Origin of the sequence: Acidiphilium sp. PA (assembly GCF_026191915.1) — a bacterium.
Classification (GTDB): domain Bacteria; phylum Pseudomonadota; class Alphaproteobacteria; order Acetobacterales; family Acetobacteraceae; genus Acidiphilium.
In genome coordinates this window covers 454,361-474,170 of the sequence record NZ_JAIMBY010000001.1, presented here as the reverse complement: position 1 = coordinate 474,170, position 19,810 = coordinate 454,361, and the positions used below count along the sequence as shown (strand labels likewise).

Sequence of the window (19,810 nt, the reverse complement as noted above, 5' to 3'; positions counted from 1 at the left end):
GAAAGTAGTCCTTTTTTGAAAAAAAGGACCAAAAAACTTTAGTCAGTTGACGTAGTCGCGCCAGTGGTGGGCTTGTTTGAAACCCAGGACTTCGCAGGTTTTTTTGTTGGAGAGCAGGGTTTCGTATTCCGATAGCGCGCCCCGGACGGGGACGCCGGGGTAGAAGCGGCGGAGCAGTTCGGCGGTGGGCAGGTCTGACGAGGTATCGCCGCTGGCGGCGTTGAAGACCTGATAGCCGAGCCCGTCCTTTTCGATGGCGAGGCGGCAGATCTCGCCGAGGTCGCGCGCGTCGATATAGCTCCAGGCGATGCGCTTGCGAAAACCCGGATCGGCGAAGAATTGCGGGAATTGAGCGTATTCATGCGGCTCGATCACGTTGCCGATGCGGATCGCGTAGATATCGATGCCGGATCGTAATGCAAACGCACGGGCAGTGCGTTCGTTGCAGATTTTCGAGAGCGCGTAGCTGTCCATCGGGTCGACCGGGTATTCCTCGTCGAGCGGGAAATATTCGGGGTTGCGCGGTTCATTGGCGAACACCAGACCGTAGGTCGTCTCGCTCGAGGCGATGATGACTTTTTTAATGCCGAGCTTCACCGCGGCCTCGATCACGTTGTAGGTGCCCATGGTGTTGATGCGGAACACCTCGTTGTCCGGCGTGATCATGATGCGCGGGATGGCGGCGAAATGGACCACCGCATCGATCGCCTCCGGGCGGAGCGACGGGTCGAATTCATGCAGGCCGGTGTAGCTGGACAGAGCGTTGAACACCTGGCCGGAATCGGTGATGTCGGTGATCAGGGTGCGGACTTTGGGATTGTCGAGCGGCTTGGTGTCGAGGTTGAGCACGCGGTAGCCGTGCTCGACCAGGTGGGCGACGGCGTGTTTGCCGGCTTTGCCGGTACCGCCGGTGAAGATGATTTTTTTCATGAGGGAGCCTCCGGTTTGGTGAAAGGGCCGGCGGCGGGCCGCCGGCCGTGGCATCAGAAATGGTATTGATCGATATTGGCTGCGGTAAAGACCAGCGGTTTGCTGAAGACGATGACCTTATTCTTGACCGCGTAGGTGCCAAGTCCCTTGACCGTGAACGTGTCATTGGGTTTGAGTTTGTTGTCGGCGGCGAGGCGGGCGACGTTCATGACCAGCTCGCCTTCCTTGACTTCGTTCCAGAGCGGGCTTGCCTTGATGATGCCGTCCTTGACGTATTGGCGGATCGAGTCGGGGTCGCTGGCGCCGGTGACGAAAACCTTGCCGGTGCGGCCAAGTTTTTTCACGGCCGCGGCGGCCCCGACCTCGGCGGCGCCGTCTGGTGCGATGATCGCGGTGACGTCCGGGTAGGCCTGGAGGATGTTGAGCCCGGCCGAGAGCGATTTCGAGGGGCTGGATTCACCGTATTGCGTGGTGACGATTGTCATTTTGGGAAAATGCGCGGTCATGTAGGTTTTGACTGCGCCGAGCCAGGCGTTCTGGATCGCGGCATCCGGCGTGGAGGACAGGATGGCGACTTTCGCATCCGGCCCCGCGTATTGTTCGACCGAATCGACCATCGCCTTGCCCATTGCGGGGTAGGAGGTGTTCTGGATGAAGAAATCGCGCGCATCGGGGGCGACGTCGGAATCGTAGCTGACGACCTTGATGCCCTGCTTCATGGCGCGTTCGAGGGCGGGGGCCGGCTGCGTCGGGTTGTTCGAGGTGATGGTGATGACGTTGAAGCGGCGGGCGATCAGGCTGTTGATGATATCGACCTGGCCCTGTGCGGAGGCGGTGACCGGGCCGGTGTAGAGGAACTGGATGTTGAGTTTTTTAGCGGCAGCAATTGCGCCTTTTTCGTTCGCCTTGAACACCGAAAGGCCGATGAGCTTGGGTACCATGGCGACCTTGATCCGCTTGTCCTGCGCGTGGGCGGGGGCGATGCCGGCGAGGCTGCAGAGGGCCGAGGCGAGAAGCAGGGTTTTTGTGATGGATTTCATGGAAAGTCTCCGCTGTTGCTGTTTCTGATTGAGATCGGTGGTTGGTTCAGGTGTTGGGCGGCGTGGCCTCCTGTTTACGGGAATTGATCAGGCGCAGCAGCAGCGCGCCGTAGCCGAAACCGCGATCGGACAGCAGGTTTTTCGCGGCGATCGAGACAAGGAGGATAGCGCCGGTCAACATGGTGGTGACCATGTCGGAGAATCCGGCGATCAGCATGCCCTGGCGCAGCACGCCAAGGATCAGCACCCCGAGCGTGACGCCGAGAATGCCGCCTTCGCCGCCGAAAATGCTGACGCCGCCGAGCACGACCATGGTGATGGCGGTGAGCAGCAGAATGTTACCCATGTCCGGCCGGACCGCATCGTAATAGGAAGCGAGCACGATGCCGGCGAAGGCCGCCATGAAGCCGCTGATCGCATAAACCTTGCGCAGCAGTCCGGGGACGGCAACTCCCGCGTAGTGCGCGGCGTCGCGATTGTAGCCGACCATGACGATGCGCCGGCCGAAGCCGGTGCGGGTGATCAGGATCGAAAATCCGATGGCGATTCCGATGAACATCAGAAGCTGCACCGGCAGGACGAGCGCGATGGTGCCGTTGCCGAGCACACCGAAGGGTTTGCCGAAACCGTAGGGCGGCGACGCACCGGCGAGCGCGGTGGCGACGCTGGTGTAGATGAAACTGGTGGCCAGCGTGGCGATCAGAGGTTCAACCCGCAGGCTTGTGATGACGATGCCGTTGAGCCAGCCGAGGATGGCACCGATGATCAGCGCGAGGACCGCGGCAAGCCAGATATCGAGCCCGCCGGATTTGGTGAGGATTGCCATGATGACGGCGCTGAGGCTCGCGATCGCGCCGACCGAGAGGTCGATGCCGCCGGTCAGGATGACCACGGCAAGGCCGATGGCGACGAAGCCGAAGGGAAGGAATTGGTCGGTGATGGCGAGTGTGCCGCCAAACCCGGCATAGAAACCGGGGATGAGGGTACAGAAGGCGACCAGGAGGGCGATCAGGATGATCGCGAGCGTGCGATCCCAGGCGTGGCGGGGGAGGAAGCGGTTCATCGGGCGGCTCCGCGTTTGGCGCCGAGGGTGACGGCGGCGAGGATCATCAAGCCCTCGCCTGCGGAATACCAGATGGCTGGAACATGAAGGAACACCAGGGCGGTGATCACGACACTGAGGAAGACGCTGCCGATGACGGTGCCGGCGAGATTGCCGCGGCCGCCGCTGATCAGCGTGCCGCCGATCAGCGCGATGGCGATGGATTGCAACTCGACATGGTCGCCGGTGCCGGTGGTGGCGGTGGCCGAGCCGGTGTAGGCGACGAAGACGAGGCCGCCGAACGAGGCGAGGGCTCCGGCGATCATGTAGACGAAGAGCAGCGTGCGCTTGACCGGGATGCCGGCGTTATAGGCAGCGCTGGCGTTGTTGCCGATCGCGAGGATGTTGCGGCCGAAAATCATGTGGTTCAGCACGAACCAGGCGAGCAGGGCGACCGCGGCGAGGGCGAGCACCGGGGTGGGCACCGGCAGATGCGGGATCAGGTCGCCGTTGCCGAAGCGCGCGAACTGGTTTGAGACCTGATCGACCTGCGTGCCGTTGGAGACAATGAAGGTGAGACCGCCGAACAGGCTGTAGGTGCCGAGGGTCGCGATGATCGGCGGGATGCGGACCCAGGCGACCAGCACACCGTTGACGCTGCCAAGCGCGGTACCGAGGATCAGGCAGAGCGGCAGCGCGGCGGCGAGCGGCAGATGGACCGTGGTGGAGGCGAGGCCGAACACCACGGCGCTGAGACCCATGACCGCGGAGACCGAGAGATCGATGCCGCTGGTCATGATGACGAAGGTCTGGCCGATCGCGATCAGGCCGAGCACGACGGCGCTGAGCACCATGAACTCGAGATTGTCGTAATGCATGAAGCCCGGCTTGACGATGCCGACGCCGAGTATGATGGCGACGGTGACGACCAGCAGGGTGATTTCGCGAATCTCGCGGCGTGGCCGACGCCTTTGGGGCGCGGCATCCATCGTGGCGGCGCTCATGCGGGCGTGCTCCCGGCACCGAGGAAGGCCGCGCCGACGCTGGCGGCGGTGATTTCGGCGCCGCGCAGTTCGGCTGTGATGCGCCCGGCATAGATCGCGAGGATGCGGTCGCACAGGGCGATCAGTTCTTCGAGCTCGGAGGAAATCACGATGATCGCCATGCCGGACTGTGAAAGCTCTTCGATCAGACGGTAGATGTCCTCCTTCGCGCCGACATCGACGCCGCGGGTCGGTTCATCGAGGATCGCGACGGTGGGGTTGGTGCTCATCCATTTGCCGAAGACGATTTTTTGCTGATTGCCGCCGGAGAGTTCGCGCATCGGCTGGTCGGGGCCGCGCGCGCGGACGCGAAACCGCGCGAGGGTCTGTTTGGCGATTTCGGCTTCGCGAAGCCGGTCGAGCAGGCCAATGGGGTTTTGCAGGCGGGTGATCTGCCCGGCGGTGGCGTTGTCGCGGATCGACATCGGCAGGATCGCGCCGTGGCGGGCCCGGTCTTCCGGGACGTAAACGAGGCCGGCTTCGATAATGCGCGGGATCGAGGCGTCGGTGATGTCCTGCCCGTTGAGCACGACGCTACCGGCGCTTTTGTCGCGCAGGCCGCAGATGGCTTCGGCGATTTCGGTGCGGCCGGCGCCGATCAGCCCCGCGAAGCCGACGATTTCGCCAGGAAGGATATCGAGATCGATCGCGCGGAACGCGCTCGGGTGGGTCAGGCCGCGCACCGTAAGAACGGGCCTGCCACTGGCGGCGCGGTGGGTGCGTTTGCGGTCGAAGCTGAGGGTGCGGCCGACCATGGCGCTGACTAGGCGGGACCGGTCAAAGCCCGCGCGATCAACCTCGTCGGTAACGGCGCCGTCACGCAGGACGCTGATGCGGTCGCTGATTTCCATCACCTCGTCCATGCGGTGACTGATGAAGCCGAGCGTGTAACCCTCGTCGCGCAGGCGGCGGATGATGCCGAACAGAAAACCGACCTCGCGCGATGTGAGCGGCGAGGTTGGTTCGTCGAACAGGATGATGCGGCAGCCGCGCAGCAGCGCCTTTGCGCATTCGACGAGTTGCTGCTGCGCGATGCTCAGGTGCCGGGCATCGTCACGCACATCGATATCGAGGCCGAGCGTGCGCAGCGAGTCCTGGCTGCGCGTGCGGATGCTGCGCCAGTCGACGCGTCCGGGCAGCCGGCCGCGCGTGGGCAGGACGCCGAGATACATATTTTCCGCAACGCTGAGCTCGCCCATCAGGGCGGGTTCCTGCGGCACCAGGTAGATGCCCTGGGCCTGGGCGGCGTGCGGGTTGCGGAGGTCGAGCGTCGTGGCATCGAGCGTGATGGCGCCGGCGTCCGGGCGATGGATGCCGGCGAGCACACGGAACAACGTGGATTTGCCGGCGCCGTTTTCGCCCATCAAGGTATGGACCTCACCGGGGGCGAGGCTGAGGCTGACGCGCTTGAGCACGCGGTTGGTGAGGAAGCTCTTGTCGATTTCGACGGCGCTGAGCCGACCGCTGCGCGGCGCTTGTGCCTGATCGGGCGCCCGGTCCTGACCGGAGGCGAGCGTTGGCGATGACATTGCGAGCACGTTTCGTTCCCCATGCGCGGTGCGGTTATGATCGGCTGCCCGGCTGGCACCCATATAGTCAGGGAACTTTGGTAGCGCAACCAAAATCTGACAGCGCTACCATCTTGCGCGAAGAACAAAACTTCGCGATACTCAATGTTAATTGAAACAGCCGCGCTCAATCGCGGGATAGTTTGGAGAGACGCGCCTGTTATGGACCCATCGTCCGCCCCGATGCGCCCGCGCGAACCGCGGCGCGGCCGCCGTACTGCGGTGACGCTGAGCGATGTGGCGGCGGCGGCCGGCGTTTCACCGATTACGGTATCGCGGGCGCTGAATGCGCCGGAGACGGTTTCGGAAGGATTGCGCGGGCGGGTGAATGCGACGGTCGAGGCGTTGGGCTACGTGCCCAACCGGATGGCGGGTGCGCTGGCGTCGGCCAAGACGCGGGTGATTCCGGTGATCGTGCCGTCGCTGTCGAATGTCGTATTTGTCGAGGTGATCGAGGGGATTCAGGAGACGATCGAGGCAGCCGGCTATCAGATGCTGCTGGGCAGCACCGATTATGACCTGGATCGTGAGGCGGCGCTGGCGTCCACGTTGTTGGGGTGGGCGCCGCCGGGGGTTCTGCTCGCGGGGTTACGGCACCTGCCGCGCACGGCGACGCTGTTGAAAAACGCCGATGTGCCGGTGGTCGAGTTCATGGAATACGGCGCGCGCTGCATCGACATGAACGTCGGTTTGTCGCACGTGCGGGCGGGCGCGGTGATGGCGGCTCATCTGCTCGATCGCGGATATCGTCGGGTGGGGTTCGTCGGTACGCGGATGCGCGATGATTACCGGGCACGACAGCGCTATGATGGCATGCGCCGGCATATCGCCGAAGCCGGGGGGGCAAGCGATGTTTTGTTCGAGTATCCGTCGGGCCTGGGTCAGGCGGTCGGCTGGCATGCGCTGACCGATGTCCTGGCCGCGGATCCGCAGGTTGACGCGCTGTTTTTTGCCAATGATGAAATGGCGGTGGGGGCGGTGCTGCGGGCGCAGCGCGATGGCATTGCGGTGCCGGGGCGGGTTGCGATCGCGGGGTTCAATGGGTTGCCGATGAGTGCGTTGGTAACACCGGCGCTGACCACGATTATCTCGCCGCGAAAAGAGATCGGCAGGCAGGCGGCGACCATGCTGCTGTCGAGAATCAACGGCACGCCGCTCGCGCAACGCCGCATCGATGTGGGCTTTGTACTGGAACCGCGCAGCAGCACATGACCCGAAGAGTCAAAAGTTTTTTGGTTCCTTTTTTCAAAAAAGAACTGCTTTCATACCCCCTTGATCTGGAGTTCACGCCATGACCACCGCCCGTATCGCCGTAATCGGCCTAGGCTCGATGGGTTTCGGCATGGCGGTATCGCTGGTTCGTGCGGGATTCGCGGTGGTTGGCTACGACGTGGTCGCGGCGAATGCGCAGCGTCTGGCGGATGCGGGGGGGGATGTGGCCGCGACGCCGGCCGCCGCCGCTGCCGGTGCCGATGCGGTGGTGTGCGTGGTGGTGAATGCGGCGCAGACCGAGGCGATCTTGTTTGGCGCGGATGGTTGTGCCGCCACGATGGCTCCGGGTGCGGTGTTCATCTCCTGTGCAACGATGGCGCCGGATGCGGTGCGGGCCCTGGCGGCGCGGTTGGAGGCGCAGGGGGCGCATTATCTGGATGCGCCGATCAGCGGCGGCGCGGCGCGGGCGGCGGAGGGTAAGCTGACGGTTCTAGCCTCCGGCAGCGCGGCGGCGTTCGCGCGGGCGCGACCGGTCCTGCAGGCGCTGGCGGCGACGCTGCATGAGCTTGGTGATGCGCCTGGCATTGGCGCGGGCTTCAAGATGGTGAACCAGTTGCTGGCCGGGGTGCATATTGCGGCGGCGTGTGAGGCAGTTGCGTTCGGCGCTTCGCTTGGGCTCGATTTGCGGAAACTCTATGAGGTGATCACCGGTTCGGCCGGCAATAGCTGGATGTTCGAGAACCGGGTGCCGCATATTCTGGACGCGGATTACGCGCCGCGGAGTGCGGTGAATATTTTTACCAAAGATCTTGGAATCGTGCTCGACATGGCACGCTCGGCGCCGCTTGCGGTGCCGATGGCGGGATCGGCGTTGCAGTTGTTTCTGATGACCGCGGCGGCCGGGATGGGGCGGGATGACGATGCCTCGGTGGCGCGGTTGTTTGCGATGATTTCCGGGGTGCAATTGCCGGAGGGGCAGTAAGTCAGTCGTTCTTTTTTGTAAGAAAGAACCGGAAAACTTTTATTAGGGGATAACAGATATGGTTCGGTTTGCGGCGAATTTGACGATGATGTTCACTGAGCATGAATTTCTCGATCGGTTCGCCGCGGCGGCCGATGCGGGGTTTGATGCGGTGGAGTTTCTGTTTCCCTATGAGCATCCGCCTGAGGCGATCGGGACGCGGCTTGCACGGCACGGGCTGACGCAGGCGCTGTTCAATCTGCCGCCGGGCAACTGGGCGGCGGGTGAGCGCGGACTTGCATCGTTGCCTGGACGTATCGATGAGCTAATTGATGGCACGGCACGCGCGCTTGAGTACGCGGCGGCCACCGGGGTGACCCGGCTGCATCTGATGGCCGGTATCGGTGACCGGCACGATCCGGCGGCGATGGCGCGCTATCGGGATGCGTTGGTGCGGACGGCGGAGACGCTCGCGGCGCATGGGATCGATCTGTTGCTGGAGCCGATCAATGGACGCGACATGCCGGGTTATTTTCTCAATGACATCGATGCGGCGGCGGCGATGATCGCTGAGCTTGGGATCGGTAATGTGCGCTTGCAGTTCGATATGTATCACTGCCAGATCATGCACGGCGATATCACGATGCGGTTACGCAATTATATCAAGATGATCGGCCATGTGCAGGTTGCCAGCGTGCCGTCGCGCAACGAACCAGATGGCGAAGAGGTGAATTATCCGTTCCTGTTCGATGAGCTCGACCGGCTGGGCTATGCCGGCATCGTCGGGTGCGAATACCGGCCGCGGGGGGCGACGCGCGCGGGACTTGGCTGGTTCGAAAGCCTGCGCCGATGAGTCTGAAGCTTGGTTGCATCGCCGATGATTATACCGGGGCGTCGGATCTGGCGAACACGCTGACGCGCCAGGGTCTGCGCACGATCCAGACGATCGGTGTGCCGGCGGCCAGCCTGGCGTTGGGCGACGTCGATGCCGTGGTGGTCGCGCTCAAGACGCGCTCGGTACCGGCGGCGGATGCGGTGGCGCGATCATTAACAGCGCTGGGCTGGCTGCGCGGCGAGGGGGCGGTCCATGTCATGTTCAAGATCTGCTCGACCTTTGATTCGACGGATGCCGGCAATATCGGGCCGGTGACCGAAGCGCTCGCGGCGGCGCTGGATGCGCCGGTGGTGCCCGTCACACCCGCGTTTCCCGAAACCGGGCGCACCGTGTTTCAGGGGCATTTGTTCGTGGGTTCGCGGCCGCTGCATGAAAGTCCGCTGAAGGATCATCCGCTGAACCCGATGCGCGATTCCGATCTGGTGCGGGTGCTGGCGCGGCAATCAGCGTGGGAGGTCGGGTTGGTGGCGCTCGACTGTGTCGAGCGGGGTGCCGCGGCAATTACCGCGCGCCTGGCCGCGCTGGGCGATGCCGGCGTGCGAAGCGCGATTGTCGATGCCGTATCGGAACGGAACCTGATTGCTCTGGGTGAGGCTGCGTTCGCGATGCGGCTTTCAACCGGCGCTTCCGGTCTGGGCCTGGGCCTGGCGCGGGCGGCGGTGGGTGCGGGACAGGCGGCCGCCTTGCCGGCGTGGCCCGATGTCGACGGTCACGCTGCGATCATTGCCGGCAGTTGTTCGGCCGCGACATTGGAACAGATCGAAGCAGTGGCCGGCGTGATACCTGTCGCGCGGCTCGATATCGACCGGCTGCTGGGGGATTCAGGGTATACGACTGCGATGCTCGAGTGGGCCGCCGCGCGCCTGGCGGCGGGCCCGGTGCTGCTTTCGAGCAGTGCGACGCCTGAGGTGGTTGGCCGGTTACAATCGGTGCATGGCGCAGAAGTGGGCGCGCGGATCGAGGCGGCGCTGGCCGATCTGGCCGCTGGACTAGTCGGGCGCGGCGTTCGGCGGTTGATCGTGGCGGGTGGTGAAACCTCGGGTGCGGTGATCGATCGGCTTGGGGTGACGGCGTTGGAAATCGGCGGGGAGATTGCACCCGGAGTGCCGCTGCTGCGCAGCCTGGGCGGGGAGACGATGCTGTTCGCGCTGAAATCGGGCAATTTCGGCGGGCCTGGGTTTTTTCGGGCGGCGTTGGGGGCGATGGGGTTAAGGCAGTAACGAAGGTGCTTCTTTTTTGTAAAAAAGACGCAAAAAAATTTTTTATCCGGAACGCCGGTTTTTTTGATCAATCCGGCTTAACTTGCCAAAGCTGTTGCTTCTTTTTTGCTTTTGGCTGACTTTTTTATGGCTTGATATAATTGAACCCATGTGACTCAAGCTGCATGATCCGCACGATTCCGGCGGGCACGATCATAGCCTGCGGCGCCAGTTTGGGAATGTGGCCAAGGGCGCGGCCCATGGCCTGAAGGGTGTTGTTGCAGGCATCGAACTCGACGCCAGACTGATCGAGGGCAGCGATCCGGCCGGCCACGGGCGAGTCTGCCAGCAACATATGCAGCCCGGGACCGAAGGCGACGACCACGATTTGCGTTTGATCGTTGCCGAGCAGTTTCATCGCATTTGCCGCGTTGTTCAGGGCGAGCGACCAGAGCGCTGGATTGTTGCTGCTGATCTGAATGACCAGATGGCTGGTGGCGAACGGATGCGGGTGCTGGAAAATCGGGTGGTTGAAATTAAAATCCTTCAGCATCGAAGGATTTGCCTGGGCCGAGCCCATGATGGCGAGGCTCGCGGCCAAGGCGATCGTGCAGCTGAATGATCTGACCATGAAACCCCCGTTGCCGATGCCGCGACGGTGCGGCATCGGGCAGAGTATAGGCAGGCACCCGGTGCGAGGGAAGTGTGGCGTTAGCTAGGATTTCACGAAGGATTCGAACGCGGCCTGATACGATTTATGCCAGCGCGAGAGTGCCGGGCGGTTGTGGATGATGTCGCCGGCGGCCCAGGCGATCCGCTTGTGGTCGAGGGCTTGGGTCACCGCGTTGTCGGGGCACAAGATGTAGAAATCGCCCTGTGCGAGGCGCTCGGCCATGAAGGCGACCACCTGTTCGGGTGTCCACGCGGCATCGGGCTTTTCGGCGACGTGTTTTTTGGTAAAGCCCGTGAAGGTGAAGCCGGGGATCAGAAGATGGGCGGTGACGCTTGATCCGGCTTCGCGGAGGTCATGTGCGAGGGCTTCGGTGACAGCTTTGATCCCCGCCTTGGAGACGTTGTAGGCGGTATCGCCGGGCGGCATGGTGATGCCCTGTTTCGAACCCGTATTGATGATCGCGGCCGGGATGCCCTGCGCCATCAGCGTCGGCATGAAGATCTGCACGCCATTGATGACGCCCCAGAGATTGGTATCGATGATGGTGTGCCACCGCGCGGCATCGGCGGTAAGGCCGCCACCGCCCTCCACGCCGGCATTGTTCATGACCAGTCCGATCGGGCCCGCGCGCATCGCGATGTCGTGCAGATGCTGGACATCGGCCCGGTTTCCGACATCGGTGATGATGGTCTCGATGGTGGTGCCGGGATGGTCCGCGAGAATGGCGGCGCGGGCAGATTCCAGGGCGGTTTGATCGATATCCGCCAGGAACAGCCGCATGCCATGCGCGGCGCAATGTCGTGCGGTGGCGAGGCCGATGCCGCTGGCGCCACCCGTGATGACGGCGCCGCGACCGGCGGTGAATGCGGGGTGCTGGTTCATTGGGGGGTCTCCGGATTAGGCGGCACGCTGCGCCGCCGGGTCAGACCCTACGATTGGCACGCGCAAGCACGACGTCAAGGAGGACTTGCGTGCCGGCTTCGGCTTCGTGTGGCGTGATCGATTCCGCTTCGTTGTGGGAGAGGCCGTCCTTGCACGGCGTGAAGATCATGGCGGTGGGGATGATGTTGGCAACGTGCACGGCGTCGTGCCCGGCGCCAGAGACCATTTCACGAGCGGGATAACCCAGGCGGGCGCAGGCCTGGCGGACGAGATCGATGCAGTCTGCATCGAACGGGGTGGCGGCCACGCGGAACACCGGGGTGATGCGGAGCGCGAGGCCGCGGGCGGTGGCGAGATCGGTCGCCTGCTGCGGGAAATCATCGACGATGCTGGCGATCACCGCATCGTCCGGATGGCGGAATTCGCAACCGAAGCGGATTTCGCCGGGGACGACATTGGGGGAATTCGGGTGCACGGTGAGGCGGCCGACCGTGCCGCGCCCGGCATCGCCCTGCGCGCGCATGATGCGTTCGACCAGCAGGATGATTTCGGCGGCGCCGGTGAGCGCATCGCGCCGCGCGTCCGGCGGGGTGGTGCCGGCGTGGGAATCCTGACCGGTCAGCGTGGCGTCGAACCAGACCTGGGCCTGCGCGCCGGTGACGATGCCGATGGTTTTGGCCTCGCGCTCGAGGATCGGGCCTTGTTCGATGTGCAGTTCGAAATAGGCATCGGCCGGCGTGTGGGTCGCCGGTTCCGCGCCCTCGGCGCCGATGGCGGCAAGGGCTTCGGCGACGGTGATGCCGTCGGAATCGCGCAGGGATTTGATGGCGGTTTCGGGGTGGACGCCGGCCCAGACGGCGCTGCCCATCATGGCCCGGCCGAAGCGGGCGCCTTCCTCGTCGGTCCAGTTGATCAATTCGAGCGGCGCTTCGGTGATGATGCCGAGATCGTCGAGCGTGCGCATCACTTCCAGCCCGGCGATGACGCCGAGCGCGCCATCGAACTTGCCGCCGGTTGGTTGGCTGTCGAGATGGCTGCCGAACAGGACGGGCGGGCGCGAATTGTCGCGCCCGGGGCGGCGGGCAAACATGTTGCCCATGCTGTCGGACCGGAGGGTGAGGCCCGCCTGTTCGCACCACTGGGTAAACTGGGCGCGGCCGCGGCGATCGACCTCGGTGAGCGTGACGCGATTGACGCCGCCTTTCGGGGTGGCGCCGATCGTTGCCATTGCCATCAACGTGTCCCAGAGACGTCGGCCGTCGATCCGATAATTGCTGCTCTGCATCATGCTGCCCTTGCGCGACTGATATTGTGCGCAGCGTCGCGCGGCGCGGCGCGCAATGCAAGCGCGCCGCGGCGGGGGTTGCTCTGGCGCGGTGGGGGCGACATTATGACGTCAGCACATAATGAGGGTACGCCATGAAATCACGCGGTCATTTCATCGACAACCAACATATCGATGGCGAGGGAACACGGCACCTGCCGGTGTTCGACCCGGCGCTGGGCGCGCAGACCGGGGTGGTTGCGGTGGCGACGCCGGCCGAGGTCGAGCGGGCGATTGCCGGCGCCGTGGCGGCGTTTCCTTCCTGGGCGGCAACCCCGCCGCTGCGGCGCGCGCGGGTGATGTTCAAGTTCAAGGAATTGATCGAGACGCATAAGGGCGAACTGGCCGCGCTGATCACCAACGAGCACGGCAAGGTGCTGTCGGATGCCGCGGGCGAGGTGGTGCGCGGCATGGAGGTGGTCGAATTCGCCTGCGGCATTCCCGACGTGCTGAAGGGCGAATATTCGCGCAACGTGGGTACCAACGTCGATAGCTACACGATCCGTGCGCCGCTGGGCGTGGTTGCGGGGATTACCCCGTTCAATTTCCCCGCGATGGTACCGCTGTGGATGTTTCCGGTCGCGATTGCGTGCGGCAACTGCTTTATTCTGAAGGTTTCGGAGAAAGTACCCTCGGCGGCGCTGCGGCTGGCGGAATTGTTGAAAGAGGCCGGTCTGCCCTCGGGCGTGTTCAGCGTGGTCAATGGTGACAAGGACGTGGTGGACACGCTGCTGACCGACAAGCGCATTGCGGCGATCAGCTTTGTCGGCTCGACGCCGATTGCCGAGCATATCTTCACCACCGCTTCGGCACATGGCAAGCGCGTGCAGGCATTGGGTGGCGCGAAGAACCACATGGTGGTGATGCCGGACGCGGATCTGGATCAGACCGTCGATGCGCTGATGGGCGCGGCCTATGGCTCGGCCGGCGAGCGCTGCATGGCGATTTCGGTGGCCGTCGCGGTAGGCGACATTGCCGATGCGTTAGTGGACCGGCTTACAAAAGGTGCGCGTGCACTCAAGGTCGGTCCAGGCACCGATCATGAGGCCGAGATGGGGCCGTTAGTGTCGAAGGAGCATATGGCCAAGGTTCTGTCGTATATCGACATTGGCATCGCGGAGGGGGCGAAACTGGTCGTCGATGGCCGCGGGTTGAAACTGCAGGGGCATGAAGGCGGCTACTTCGTCGGGCCGACGCTGTTCGACCATGTGCGCCCCGGCATGCGGATCCATTCCGAGGAGATTTTTGGACCCGTGCTATCCGTTGTGCGGGAGAAGACGTTTGACGATGCGGTTTCAATAATCAACGCGCATGAGTTCGGTAACGGCACGTCGATTTTCACGCGCGATGGCGACGCGGCGCGGAGTTTTGCCGATCAGATCGAGGTTGGGATGGTCGGGATCAACGTGCCGATTCCGGTGCCGATGGCGTTTCATTCGTTCGGCGGGTGGAAGCGGTCGAGCTTTGGCGATCACGGTATGCACGGGCGTGAAGGTGTGCATTTTTATACCAAGCTGAAAACCATGACGTCGCGCTGGCCGACCGGTATTCGCGCCGGTGCCGAGTTCGCGATGCCGACGATGCGGTGAAGGGGATCTTCATGTCACTCACGAAAATCTGGGCTGAAAATCGTGCGGTCTTGAATGGGTGGCTGGCGATTCCCGATGGATTTGCCAGCGAGATCATGGCCCGTCAGGGCTGGGACAGCCTGACCGTGGATTTGCAGCATGGCGTGGTCGATTACGGCGCCGCAGTCCGCATGCTGACGGCGATCAGCACGACGGATGTGGTGCCGATCGTGCGGGTGCCGTGGATTGATCCTGGGATCATCATGAAATCGCTCGATGCCGGCGCGCTTGGCGTGATCTGCCCGATGATCAACTCGGTCGAAGATGCCAAGGTGTTTGCCAATGCGATGCGCTACGCACCGCAGGGCGGCCGGAGTTACGGGCCCATTCGTGCCGGTTTCGTGCACGGTGCAGATTACGCCAAACAGGCGAACGATCTGGTCACCGGGTTCGCGATGATCGAGACCAAGCAGGCGGTCGGTGTGCTCGATGATATTCTGGCGGTGCCGGGGATCGATGCGGTGTATATCGGGCCGAACGATCTCGCGCTGACGCTCGGCATGGCGCCGCAGTTCGACCCGACGCATCCCACCATGATGGAGGCGATCGAACATATTTTGGCGCGCGCGAAGCATCACGGCAAGCGGGCTGCGATCCACACCGGATCGGCGGGGTATGCCAAAATGATGGTAGGCAAGGGCTTCGATCTGGTCACGGTCGGGTCGGATTCGCGGTTTATTGCGCAGGGTGCGGCCGAGGCGGTCGCGGCGTTCCGCGCGACGGCCTGACCGCGCATGGCCGGCGGTGCGCAGTTCGATGTCGTCGTGGTCGGTGCCGGCCTGTCCGGCATCGGCGCTGCGTGTCATCTGACGCGTGAGACGCCGGAGCGCAGCTACGTGGTGCTCGAGGGGCGGGATGCGATCGGCGGAACGTGGGATCTGTTTCGCTATCCGGGAATTCGATCCGATTCCGATATGTATACGCTGGGCTACTCGTTTCGGCCATGGACCGACTCCAAGGCGATCGCGCCGGGCCCGGCGATCTTGGATTACGTGCGCGAGACCGCGCGGGAATTCGGCGTCGATCGGCACATCCGGTTCGGGCACCACGTCAAAACCGCGGCATGGGACAGTGCGCGCGCATTATGGACGGTGACCGCAACGACGAAGCCGGATGGCGAGACGGTAGAGTTTACCTGCAACTTTCTGTTCATGTGCAGCGGTTATTACGATTATGACGGTGGCCATATGCCGGCGTTTCCGGGTGCCGATTCGTTCTCTGGCCGCATTGTTCATCCGCAGTCCTGGCCGGCCGATCTCGATTATGCCGGCAAGCGCATTGTGGTGATCGGCAGTGGCGCCACCGCGGTGACGCTGGTGCCGGAACTTGCGAAGTCCGCCGCACACGTCACGATGCTACAACGCTCGCCCACGTATATCGTCTCCCGCCCGTCTGAAGACGCCTTCGCGAACCGGATGCGCCGGCGTCTGCCCGCGAAACTCGCCTATAGTGTCACGCGCTGGCGCAACGTGCTGCTCGGGATGTTTTTCTACAATCTTGCGCGTCGAAGACCGGAACGGGTCAAAGCCGGGATCATCGGCCTCGCGCGCCAGGCGCTTGGGCCGGATTACGACGTCGCGACTCATTTTACGCCACGCTACAAGCCATGGGACCAGCGGCTCTGCCTGGTGCCCGACGGCGATTTATTCAACGCTTTGAAATCCGGCGCCGCGAGCATCGTGACGGATCAGATCGAGCGGTTCACCAGCCACGGCATCGCTCTCCGTTCCGGCGCAACCCTTGCCGCGGATATCATCGTTGCTGCGACCGGCTTGAAGTTGAAGCTGCTCGGCGGACTTGACGTGGTGGTTGACGGCAAAGCCGTCGATTTTGCAAAAACGCTGAGCTACAAGGGCATGATGATCAGCGACGTGCCGAATTTCGCGGTCTCCTTCGGCTATACCAACGCCTCCTGGACCCTCAAATCGGACCTGACCGCGGCCTACGTCTGCCGCCTGCTCAATCACATGAAGCGCCATAACTACACCCAATGCACGCCACTGCGTAACGATCCGTCGGTTACCGAAGAACCATTCCTCGACTTCACCTCGGGCTACGTCCAACGCGCCATTGCGCTGTTCCCGCGCCAGGGCTCGAAAAAGCCCTGGCGCCTTTATCAGAACTACGTTCGTGATCTGCTGATGATGCGCTGGGGTAGGCTCGCTGACGGCACCATGGCGTTCACCCGCCATCCGCGCGGGTGATGTCGCGATAGCGGATGACATTCGTCGATGTCCGGGAAAATCTTGGCTGATCAGCGCCATCCTGATGATCAGGCTGGTGGCCCTGGTACCCGTATCGCGTCTCAAGCCGGGTCAGGCGAGGGGCGCGTGTGGCCAAGAGTTCATCGGGTAAAATAGGTTCGGGTCCGGCACCCGGGCGCTGACGGCGCCCGATGCGATCGATCACGATGGTGGGGGCGCGCCGCATGGAACCGACCTCATCAGTAGCGTTTGTAGGGCAGGAATTTGCCGCTCATGGTGATTTTGACGCGATCGCCCTTCTGGTCGGGCTGGCGTTCCAATGTCATGTCAAAATCAATCGCGCTCATGATGCCATCGCCAAACTCTTCGTGGATCATCTCCTTCCAAGTCGTGCCGTAGACAGAGACGAGTTCGTAGAAGCGGTAGATCAGCGGGTCGGTCGGCACCGCGGTGGGCAGGGAGCCGCGGTAAGGCGCCTGGGCGAGCAGGGCGGCCTCTTCATCGTCGAGGCCGAACAGGGCGGCGGTTTTCTCGGCGGTTTCCGGCGTCATCGACATCTGGCCCATGCAGGCGGCGCAGACCCAGACGGGGGCGTGGCCCAGTCTGGCGGCGATTTCGGTCCAGGTCAGGTTTTTGGTTTTCTTGATCTTCAGGATTTTCTGGCCGAGAGCCGTTTTTTCGTCGTTCATTGTTGTTCCTGTTAAGTTAGGGCAGCGCTTCTTTTTGAAAAAAGGAGCAAAAACTTTTTTGACCCTGGGCCTGGGGCACTCGGATCGTGCGCCCCAGGCCGAGCGAACAACAGTTTTTTGGTTCTTTTTTACAAAACAGAGCCCTTTTTTATCTTATTCAGCGGCAACCGCCAATTCCGCCGTGCCGAACGGCAGACCTTCCTCGATCGGCAGCGAGGGATCGCGGCTCCATTCGTTCCACGAGCCGAAATAGATCGCGGTGTTGGTGATGCCGGCCTCGGCGAGGGCGACATAGCTGTTCGAGGCGCGCGCGCCCTTGAAGCAGTAGATATAGACTTTCGAGGCCGGGGTAATGCCGACGGTTGCGCATTCGGCGAGGATCTCGTTTTTCGATTTCAGCATGGGGCCCGCGGCGGTCGGCTTCATCATGCGGTACCATTCGATCCAGCGCGCGCCGGGCAGGCGGCCTTTGCGGGGGCAGAAATCCTTGCCGTAGGGCGAGGAGCTTTCGCCCACCCATTCATCGACGTCGCGTACATCGAGCAGGGCGATCGATTTGTCATCGAGGGCGGCGAGAATGTCGTCCTTGGTCAGGATCAGGCCCTTGCCGGCGTCGGTCACCGGGAAGGCGGCCGGTGTCGGCGTGGCGGCTTCGGTGGCGAGCGGCATGCCGGCGGCGGTCCAGGCGGCGAGGCCGCCGTGGAGGATTTTGGCATTTTTGTAACCAAGATACTGCAGCAGGAAATAGCCGCGGCAGGATTGGCCGAAGCCCGAGTTCATCGAGCCCTCATAGAACACGGCGGTTTCGGCGCCGGACAGGCCGAGCGCGCCGAACGCGTCGGCGAATTTACCGCGCAGTTCCGCCATGCCTTCGGGGGTCGAGGTGGCCAGGTAGGTGAAAATATCGTGCAGGTTGAACGCGCCGGGGATGTGACCTTCGGCGTAGGCGGCGGGGTTGCGGGTGTCGATCACGACGATGCCACCAGATGTCATCGCGGCATCGAGTTCGGCGGGGGTCATTAGAACAGTCATGGTCCGGCCTCCTGGTTGTGTTGGCGTTGGATTGGGGAGCTTAGCGGTCAGGCAGACGCACGGTGAGCCCATCGAGCGCGTCGGTCATGCGGATCTGGCAGCCGAGCCGCGAGGTGGGCGCGAGGTTGAACAAAGTATCGAGCGTGGCTTCCTCGTCATCGTCGGGCGGGGTCAGCCGGTCGGCCCAGTCCGGCGCGACGATGACGTGGCAGGTGGCGCAGGCCATCGAGCCGTTGCAGTCGCCGGCCACCGGCAGGCCGGCGGCGCGGGCGATCTGCATGACGTTGTCGTTGGTCGCCGCCGTGAGTTTATGTTTGGTGCCGACGCGATCAACGATGAGCAAAGCTGGCATCGGGTTCAGCTTCCAGACAGTACTGCGATCTCGCGGCGCAACTGGCGGATCGAAGGTGTGATGATGGCGACGAACCAGGCTTCGCGGACTCGCCGGTCGACCGCCGAGCCGTGGATGTAGCCACACGCGCCCCAGTGCAGCATGGCGGCCTGGGTCGCCTCGAGGCAGAATTCCGAAACCTCGACCCGGGCTTGCAGCACGGCGCGGATGTAGCCGCGGTCGCGTTCCAGCGGCGTGGCGGCGAGGGTTGCGAGGCGTTCGCGGATGGCGCTCGCCTTATCCTCAGCCTGGTCGGCTGAGAGGCGCAGATGGGTGTTGCAATGGGCCTGGGTAAGGTTCGCTTCGCGCATCAGGCCGATCGCGGCATCGATCACGCCGAGTCCCATGCCGGTTTGCAGCATGACGAAGCCGGGACGAATCCGGGCGACCATGTCGCCCAGCGGGTCGGCCAGTAATTGTTCGTCGGCAATGAAGGCGCGACGGAACAGCACGGCGTAGGTACCGGTGCCTTCGAGGGCGATGAAATGGGCGTTCTGCCTGATCGAGACGCCTTCCTGACCGATTCGCACCATGGCCATGGCGCGATGGGCGGGATCGTCAGCGTCTTCGAACATTGTGCCGAACCAATGGCCTTCGCCGAGGTTGGAGACCCAGGGCAGGATGCCGGATATGATATAACCGCCAGCGACCCGCTTGCCGCGCAGGCGGAAATCTTCGGTGCCGGACAGCGCCTTCATGGCATTGGACAGGCCGGTGCCGGCCATGACGGCGCCGGCAGCGATAGTCGGTTGCAGGCGGGCGCGCAGATCGGCGTTTTCGGTCTGTTCGAGGTACCAGCCGGCGGAGTCCTGACACCAGACGCAAAAGCCGCTGGACATGCACGTGGCGGACACCACGGCCATCGCCTCGATCGCGTCCATCAGCGACGGTTTGCCGAGCCTGGTGTGGCCGGCGAGGTGAAGGCCGTAGGCGCCGGCCGCACCCAGTGCGCGCAGCTGTGCGGCCGGGTAGAGACCGTTCTGGTCGATGGTGGCGGCGAGACCGGCCAGCGCCGCGGTTTCCGCCGCGACGGCGTCGCGCGCTTCCGCGCTGGTGGACCGCGTGCGCCGGTTGATCGATCCGATCCCGCCATCCAT

19 protein-coding genes are annotated in these 19,810 nt (G+C 63.5%); 7 read left to right on the top strand and 12 right to left on the bottom strand.

All coding sequences use genetic code 11. From position 1 onward, the window contains the following. Positions 1-42: 42 nt before the first annotated feature. Genes AruPA_RS02220 through AruPA_RS02200 form a run of 5 tightly spaced genes read right to left on the bottom strand, consistent with a single transcriptional unit; the run spans position 43 to position 5,584 of the window. Positions 43-930: an NAD(P)-dependent oxidoreductase gene (locus AruPA_RS02220; RefSeq protein WP_265634683.1), complete on the bottom strand. Its 888-nt coding sequence runs from the start codon at positions 928-930 to the stop codon at positions 43-45. 53 nt (positions 931-983) lie between these two features. After that, positions 984-1,970 (bottom strand): substrate-binding domain-containing protein, encoded by a 987-nt coding sequence (locus tag AruPA_RS02215; RefSeq protein ID WP_265634681.1) that lies wholly within the window; start codon positions 1,968-1,970, stop codon positions 984-986. A gap of 46 nt (positions 1,971-2,016) precedes the next feature. Further along, on the bottom strand, positions 2,017-3,033 hold the full coding sequence (locus AruPA_RS02210; RefSeq protein WP_265634680.1) for an ABC transporter permease: 1,017 nt from the start codon (positions 3,031-3,033) through the stop codon (positions 2,017-2,019). Then, a complete protein-coding gene (locus AruPA_RS02205) occupies positions 3,030-4,016 on the bottom strand; it encodes an ABC transporter permease (RefSeq protein WP_265634678.1) in 987 nt (328 codons plus the stop codon). The genes AruPA_RS02210 and AruPA_RS02205 overlap by 4 nt, the downstream gene beginning before the upstream one ends. After that, the gene (locus AruPA_RS02200) at positions 4,013-5,584 is read right to left on the bottom strand and encodes a sugar ABC transporter ATP-binding protein (protein WP_265634676.1); all 1,572 of its coding nucleotides are present in this window, start codon (positions 5,582-5,584) and stop codon (positions 4,013-4,015) included. Before AruPA_RS02200 ends, AruPA_RS02205 begins: the two co-directional genes overlap by 4 nt. A gap of 222 nt (positions 5,585-5,806) precedes the next feature. On the opposite strand from AruPA_RS02200, the gene AruPA_RS02195 reads away from it, so the two are divergent. The 4 genes from AruPA_RS02195 (at position 5,807) to otnK (ending at position 9,911) form a co-directional block, all read left to right on the top strand. Further along, entirely contained in the window at positions 5,807-6,835 is a 1,029-nt protein-coding gene (locus AruPA_RS02195) for a LacI family DNA-binding transcriptional regulator (protein WP_265634673.1), read from the top strand. Positions 6,836-6,914: 79 nt separating this feature from the next. Next, on the top strand, positions 6,915-7,817 hold the full coding sequence (ltnD, locus tag AruPA_RS02190) for an L-threonate dehydrogenase (protein WP_265634672.1): 903 nt from the start codon (positions 6,915-6,917) through the stop codon (positions 7,815-7,817). A gap of 58 nt (positions 7,818-7,875) precedes the next feature. Beyond that, positions 7,876-8,649, top strand: coding sequence for a 2-oxo-tetronate isomerase (gene otnI / locus AruPA_RS02185; protein WP_265634671.1), 774 nt, complete (start codon positions 7,876-7,878; stop codon positions 8,647-8,649). Beyond that, positions 8,646-9,911 carry a 3-oxo-tetronate kinase gene (gene otnK / locus AruPA_RS02180; RefSeq protein WP_265634669.1) on the top strand — a complete coding sequence of 422 codons (1,266 nt, stop codon included), beginning with the start codon at positions 8,646-8,648 and terminating at the stop codon, positions 9,909-9,911. The genes otnI and otnK overlap by 4 nt, the downstream gene beginning before the upstream one ends. A 124-nt stretch (positions 9,912-10,035) precedes the next feature. On the opposite strand, the gene AruPA_RS02175 is transcribed toward otnK, so the two are convergent. The 3 genes from AruPA_RS02175 to AruPA_RS02165 form a co-directional block, all read right to left on the bottom strand. Then, a complete protein-coding gene (locus AruPA_RS02175; protein WP_265634667.1) occupies positions 10,036-10,521 on the bottom strand; it encodes a DsrE family protein in 486 nt (161 codons plus the stop codon). Positions 10,522-10,605: 84 nt separating this feature from the next. Next, on the bottom strand, positions 10,606-11,445 hold the full coding sequence (locus AruPA_RS02170; protein WP_265634665.1) for an SDR family NAD(P)-dependent oxidoreductase: 840 nt from the start codon (positions 11,443-11,445) through the stop codon (positions 10,606-10,608). Between the two features lie 40 nt (positions 11,446-11,485). Continuing rightward, a complete protein-coding gene (locus AruPA_RS02165) occupies positions 11,486-12,730 on the bottom strand; it encodes a Zn-dependent hydrolase (RefSeq protein ID WP_265635120.1) in 1,245 nt (414 codons plus the stop codon). Between the two features lie 134 nt (positions 12,731-12,864). Here AruPA_RS02165 and AruPA_RS02160 point away from each other — a divergent pair, with 134 nt between their 5' ends. Genes AruPA_RS02160 through AruPA_RS02150 form a run of 3 tightly spaced genes read left to right on the top strand, consistent with a single transcriptional unit; the run spans position 12,865 to position 16,601 of the window. Then, a complete protein-coding gene (locus AruPA_RS02160; RefSeq protein WP_265634664.1) occupies positions 12,865-14,358 on the top strand; it encodes a CoA-acylating methylmalonate-semialdehyde dehydrogenase in 1,494 nt (497 codons plus the stop codon). 11 nt (positions 14,359-14,369) lie between these two features. Continuing rightward, on the top strand, positions 14,370-15,125 hold the full coding sequence (locus AruPA_RS02155; protein WP_265634662.1) for an HpcH/HpaI aldolase/citrate lyase family protein: 756 nt from the start codon (positions 14,370-14,372) through the stop codon (positions 15,123-15,125). A gap of 6 nt (positions 15,126-15,131) precedes the next feature. Next, positions 15,132-16,601, top strand: a complete 1,470-nt coding sequence (locus AruPA_RS02150) for an NAD(P)/FAD-dependent oxidoreductase (protein WP_265634660.1) — start codon at positions 15,132-15,134, stop codon at positions 16,599-16,601. Positions 16,602-16,840: 239 nt separating this feature from the next. On the opposite strand, the gene cynS is transcribed toward AruPA_RS02150, so the two are convergent. The 4 genes from cynS to AruPA_RS02130 all read right to left on the bottom strand — a co-directional run bounded on the left by cynS (position 16,841) and on the right by AruPA_RS02130 (position 19,810). Next, positions 16,841-17,290, bottom strand: a complete 450-nt coding sequence (cynS, locus tag AruPA_RS02145; RefSeq protein WP_265634658.1) for a cyanase — start codon at positions 17,288-17,290, stop codon at positions 16,841-16,843. A 153-nt stretch (positions 17,291-17,443) separates the two neighbouring features. After that, complete coding sequence (locus AruPA_RS02140; RefSeq protein WP_265634656.1) at positions 17,444-18,322, bottom strand: sulfurtransferase; 879 nt, start codon at positions 18,320-18,322, stop codon at positions 17,444-17,446. Positions 18,323-18,362: 40 nt separating this feature from the next. Continuing rightward, entirely contained in the window at positions 18,363-18,674 is a 312-nt protein-coding gene (locus AruPA_RS02135) for a 2Fe-2S iron-sulfur cluster-binding protein (RefSeq protein ID WP_265634655.1), read from the bottom strand. 5 nt (positions 18,675-18,679) lie between these two features. Next, a complete protein-coding gene (locus AruPA_RS02130) occupies positions 18,680-19,810 on the bottom strand; it encodes an acyl-CoA dehydrogenase family protein (protein WP_265634654.1) in 1,131 nt (376 codons plus the stop codon).

Excerpts from the sequence above, each read along its gene's own strand:
- AruPA_RS02220 (WP_265634683.1), bottom strand. The coding sequence starts at position 930 with ATGAAAAAAATCATCTTCACCGGCGGTACCGGCAAAGCCGGCAAACAC.
- AruPA_RS02215 (WP_265634681.1), bottom strand. The coding sequence starts at position 1,970 with ATGAAATCCATCACAAAAACCCTGCTTCTCGCCTCGGCCCTCTGCAGC.
- AruPA_RS02210 (WP_265634680.1), bottom strand. The coding sequence starts at position 3,033 with ATGAACCGCTTCCTCCCCCGCCACGCCTGGGATCGCACGCTCGCGATC.
- AruPA_RS02205 (WP_265634678.1), bottom strand. The coding sequence starts at position 4,016 with ATGAGCGCCGCCACGATGGATGCCGCGCCCCAAAGGCGTCGGCCACGC.
- AruPA_RS02200 (WP_265634676.1), bottom strand. The coding sequence starts at position 5,584 with ATGTCATCGCCAACGCTCGCCTCCGGTCAGGACCGGGCGCCCGATCAG.
- AruPA_RS02195 (WP_265634673.1), top strand. The coding sequence starts at position 5,807 with ATGCGCCCGCGCGAACCGCGGCGCGGCCGCCGTACTGCGGTGACGCTG.
- ltnD (WP_265634672.1), top strand. The coding sequence starts at position 6,915 with ATGACCACCGCCCGTATCGCCGTAATCGGCCTAGGCTCGATGGGTTTC.
- otnI (WP_265634671.1), top strand. The coding sequence starts at position 7,876 with ATGGTTCGGTTTGCGGCGAATTTGACGATGATGTTCACTGAGCATGAA.
- otnK (WP_265634669.1), top strand. The coding sequence starts at position 8,646 with ATGAGTCTGAAGCTTGGTTGCATCGCCGATGATTATACCGGGGCGTCG.
- AruPA_RS02175 (WP_265634667.1), bottom strand. The coding sequence starts at position 10,521 with ATGGTCAGATCATTCAGCTGCACGATCGCCTTGGCCGCGAGCCTCGCC.
- AruPA_RS02170 (WP_265634665.1), bottom strand. The coding sequence starts at position 11,445 with ATGAACCAGCACCCCGCATTCACCGCCGGTCGCGGCGCCGTCATCACG.
- AruPA_RS02165 (WP_265635120.1), bottom strand. The coding sequence starts at position 12,730 with ATGCAGAGCAGCAATTATCGGATCGACGGCCGACGTCTCTGGGACACG.
- AruPA_RS02160 (WP_265634664.1), top strand. The coding sequence starts at position 12,865 with ATGAAATCACGCGGTCATTTCATCGACAACCAACATATCGATGGCGAG.
- AruPA_RS02155 (WP_265634662.1), top strand. The coding sequence starts at position 14,370 with ATGTCACTCACGAAAATCTGGGCTGAAAATCGTGCGGTCTTGAATGGG.
- AruPA_RS02150 (WP_265634660.1), top strand. The coding sequence starts at position 15,132 with ATGGCCGGCGGTGCGCAGTTCGATGTCGTCGTGGTCGGTGCCGGCCTG.
- cynS (WP_265634658.1), bottom strand. The coding sequence starts at position 17,290 with ATGAACGACGAAAAAACGGCTCTCGGCCAGAAAATCCTGAAGATCAAG.
- AruPA_RS02140 (WP_265634656.1), bottom strand. The coding sequence starts at position 18,322 with ATGACTGTTCTAATGACCCCCGCCGAACTCGATGCCGCGATGACATCT.
- AruPA_RS02135 (WP_265634655.1), bottom strand. The coding sequence starts at position 18,674 with ATGCCAGCTTTGCTCATCGTTGATCGCGTCGGCACCAAACATAAACTC.
- AruPA_RS02130 (WP_265634654.1), bottom strand. The coding sequence starts at position 19,810 with ATGGATGGCGGGATCGGATCGATCAACCGGCGCACGCGGTCCACCAGC.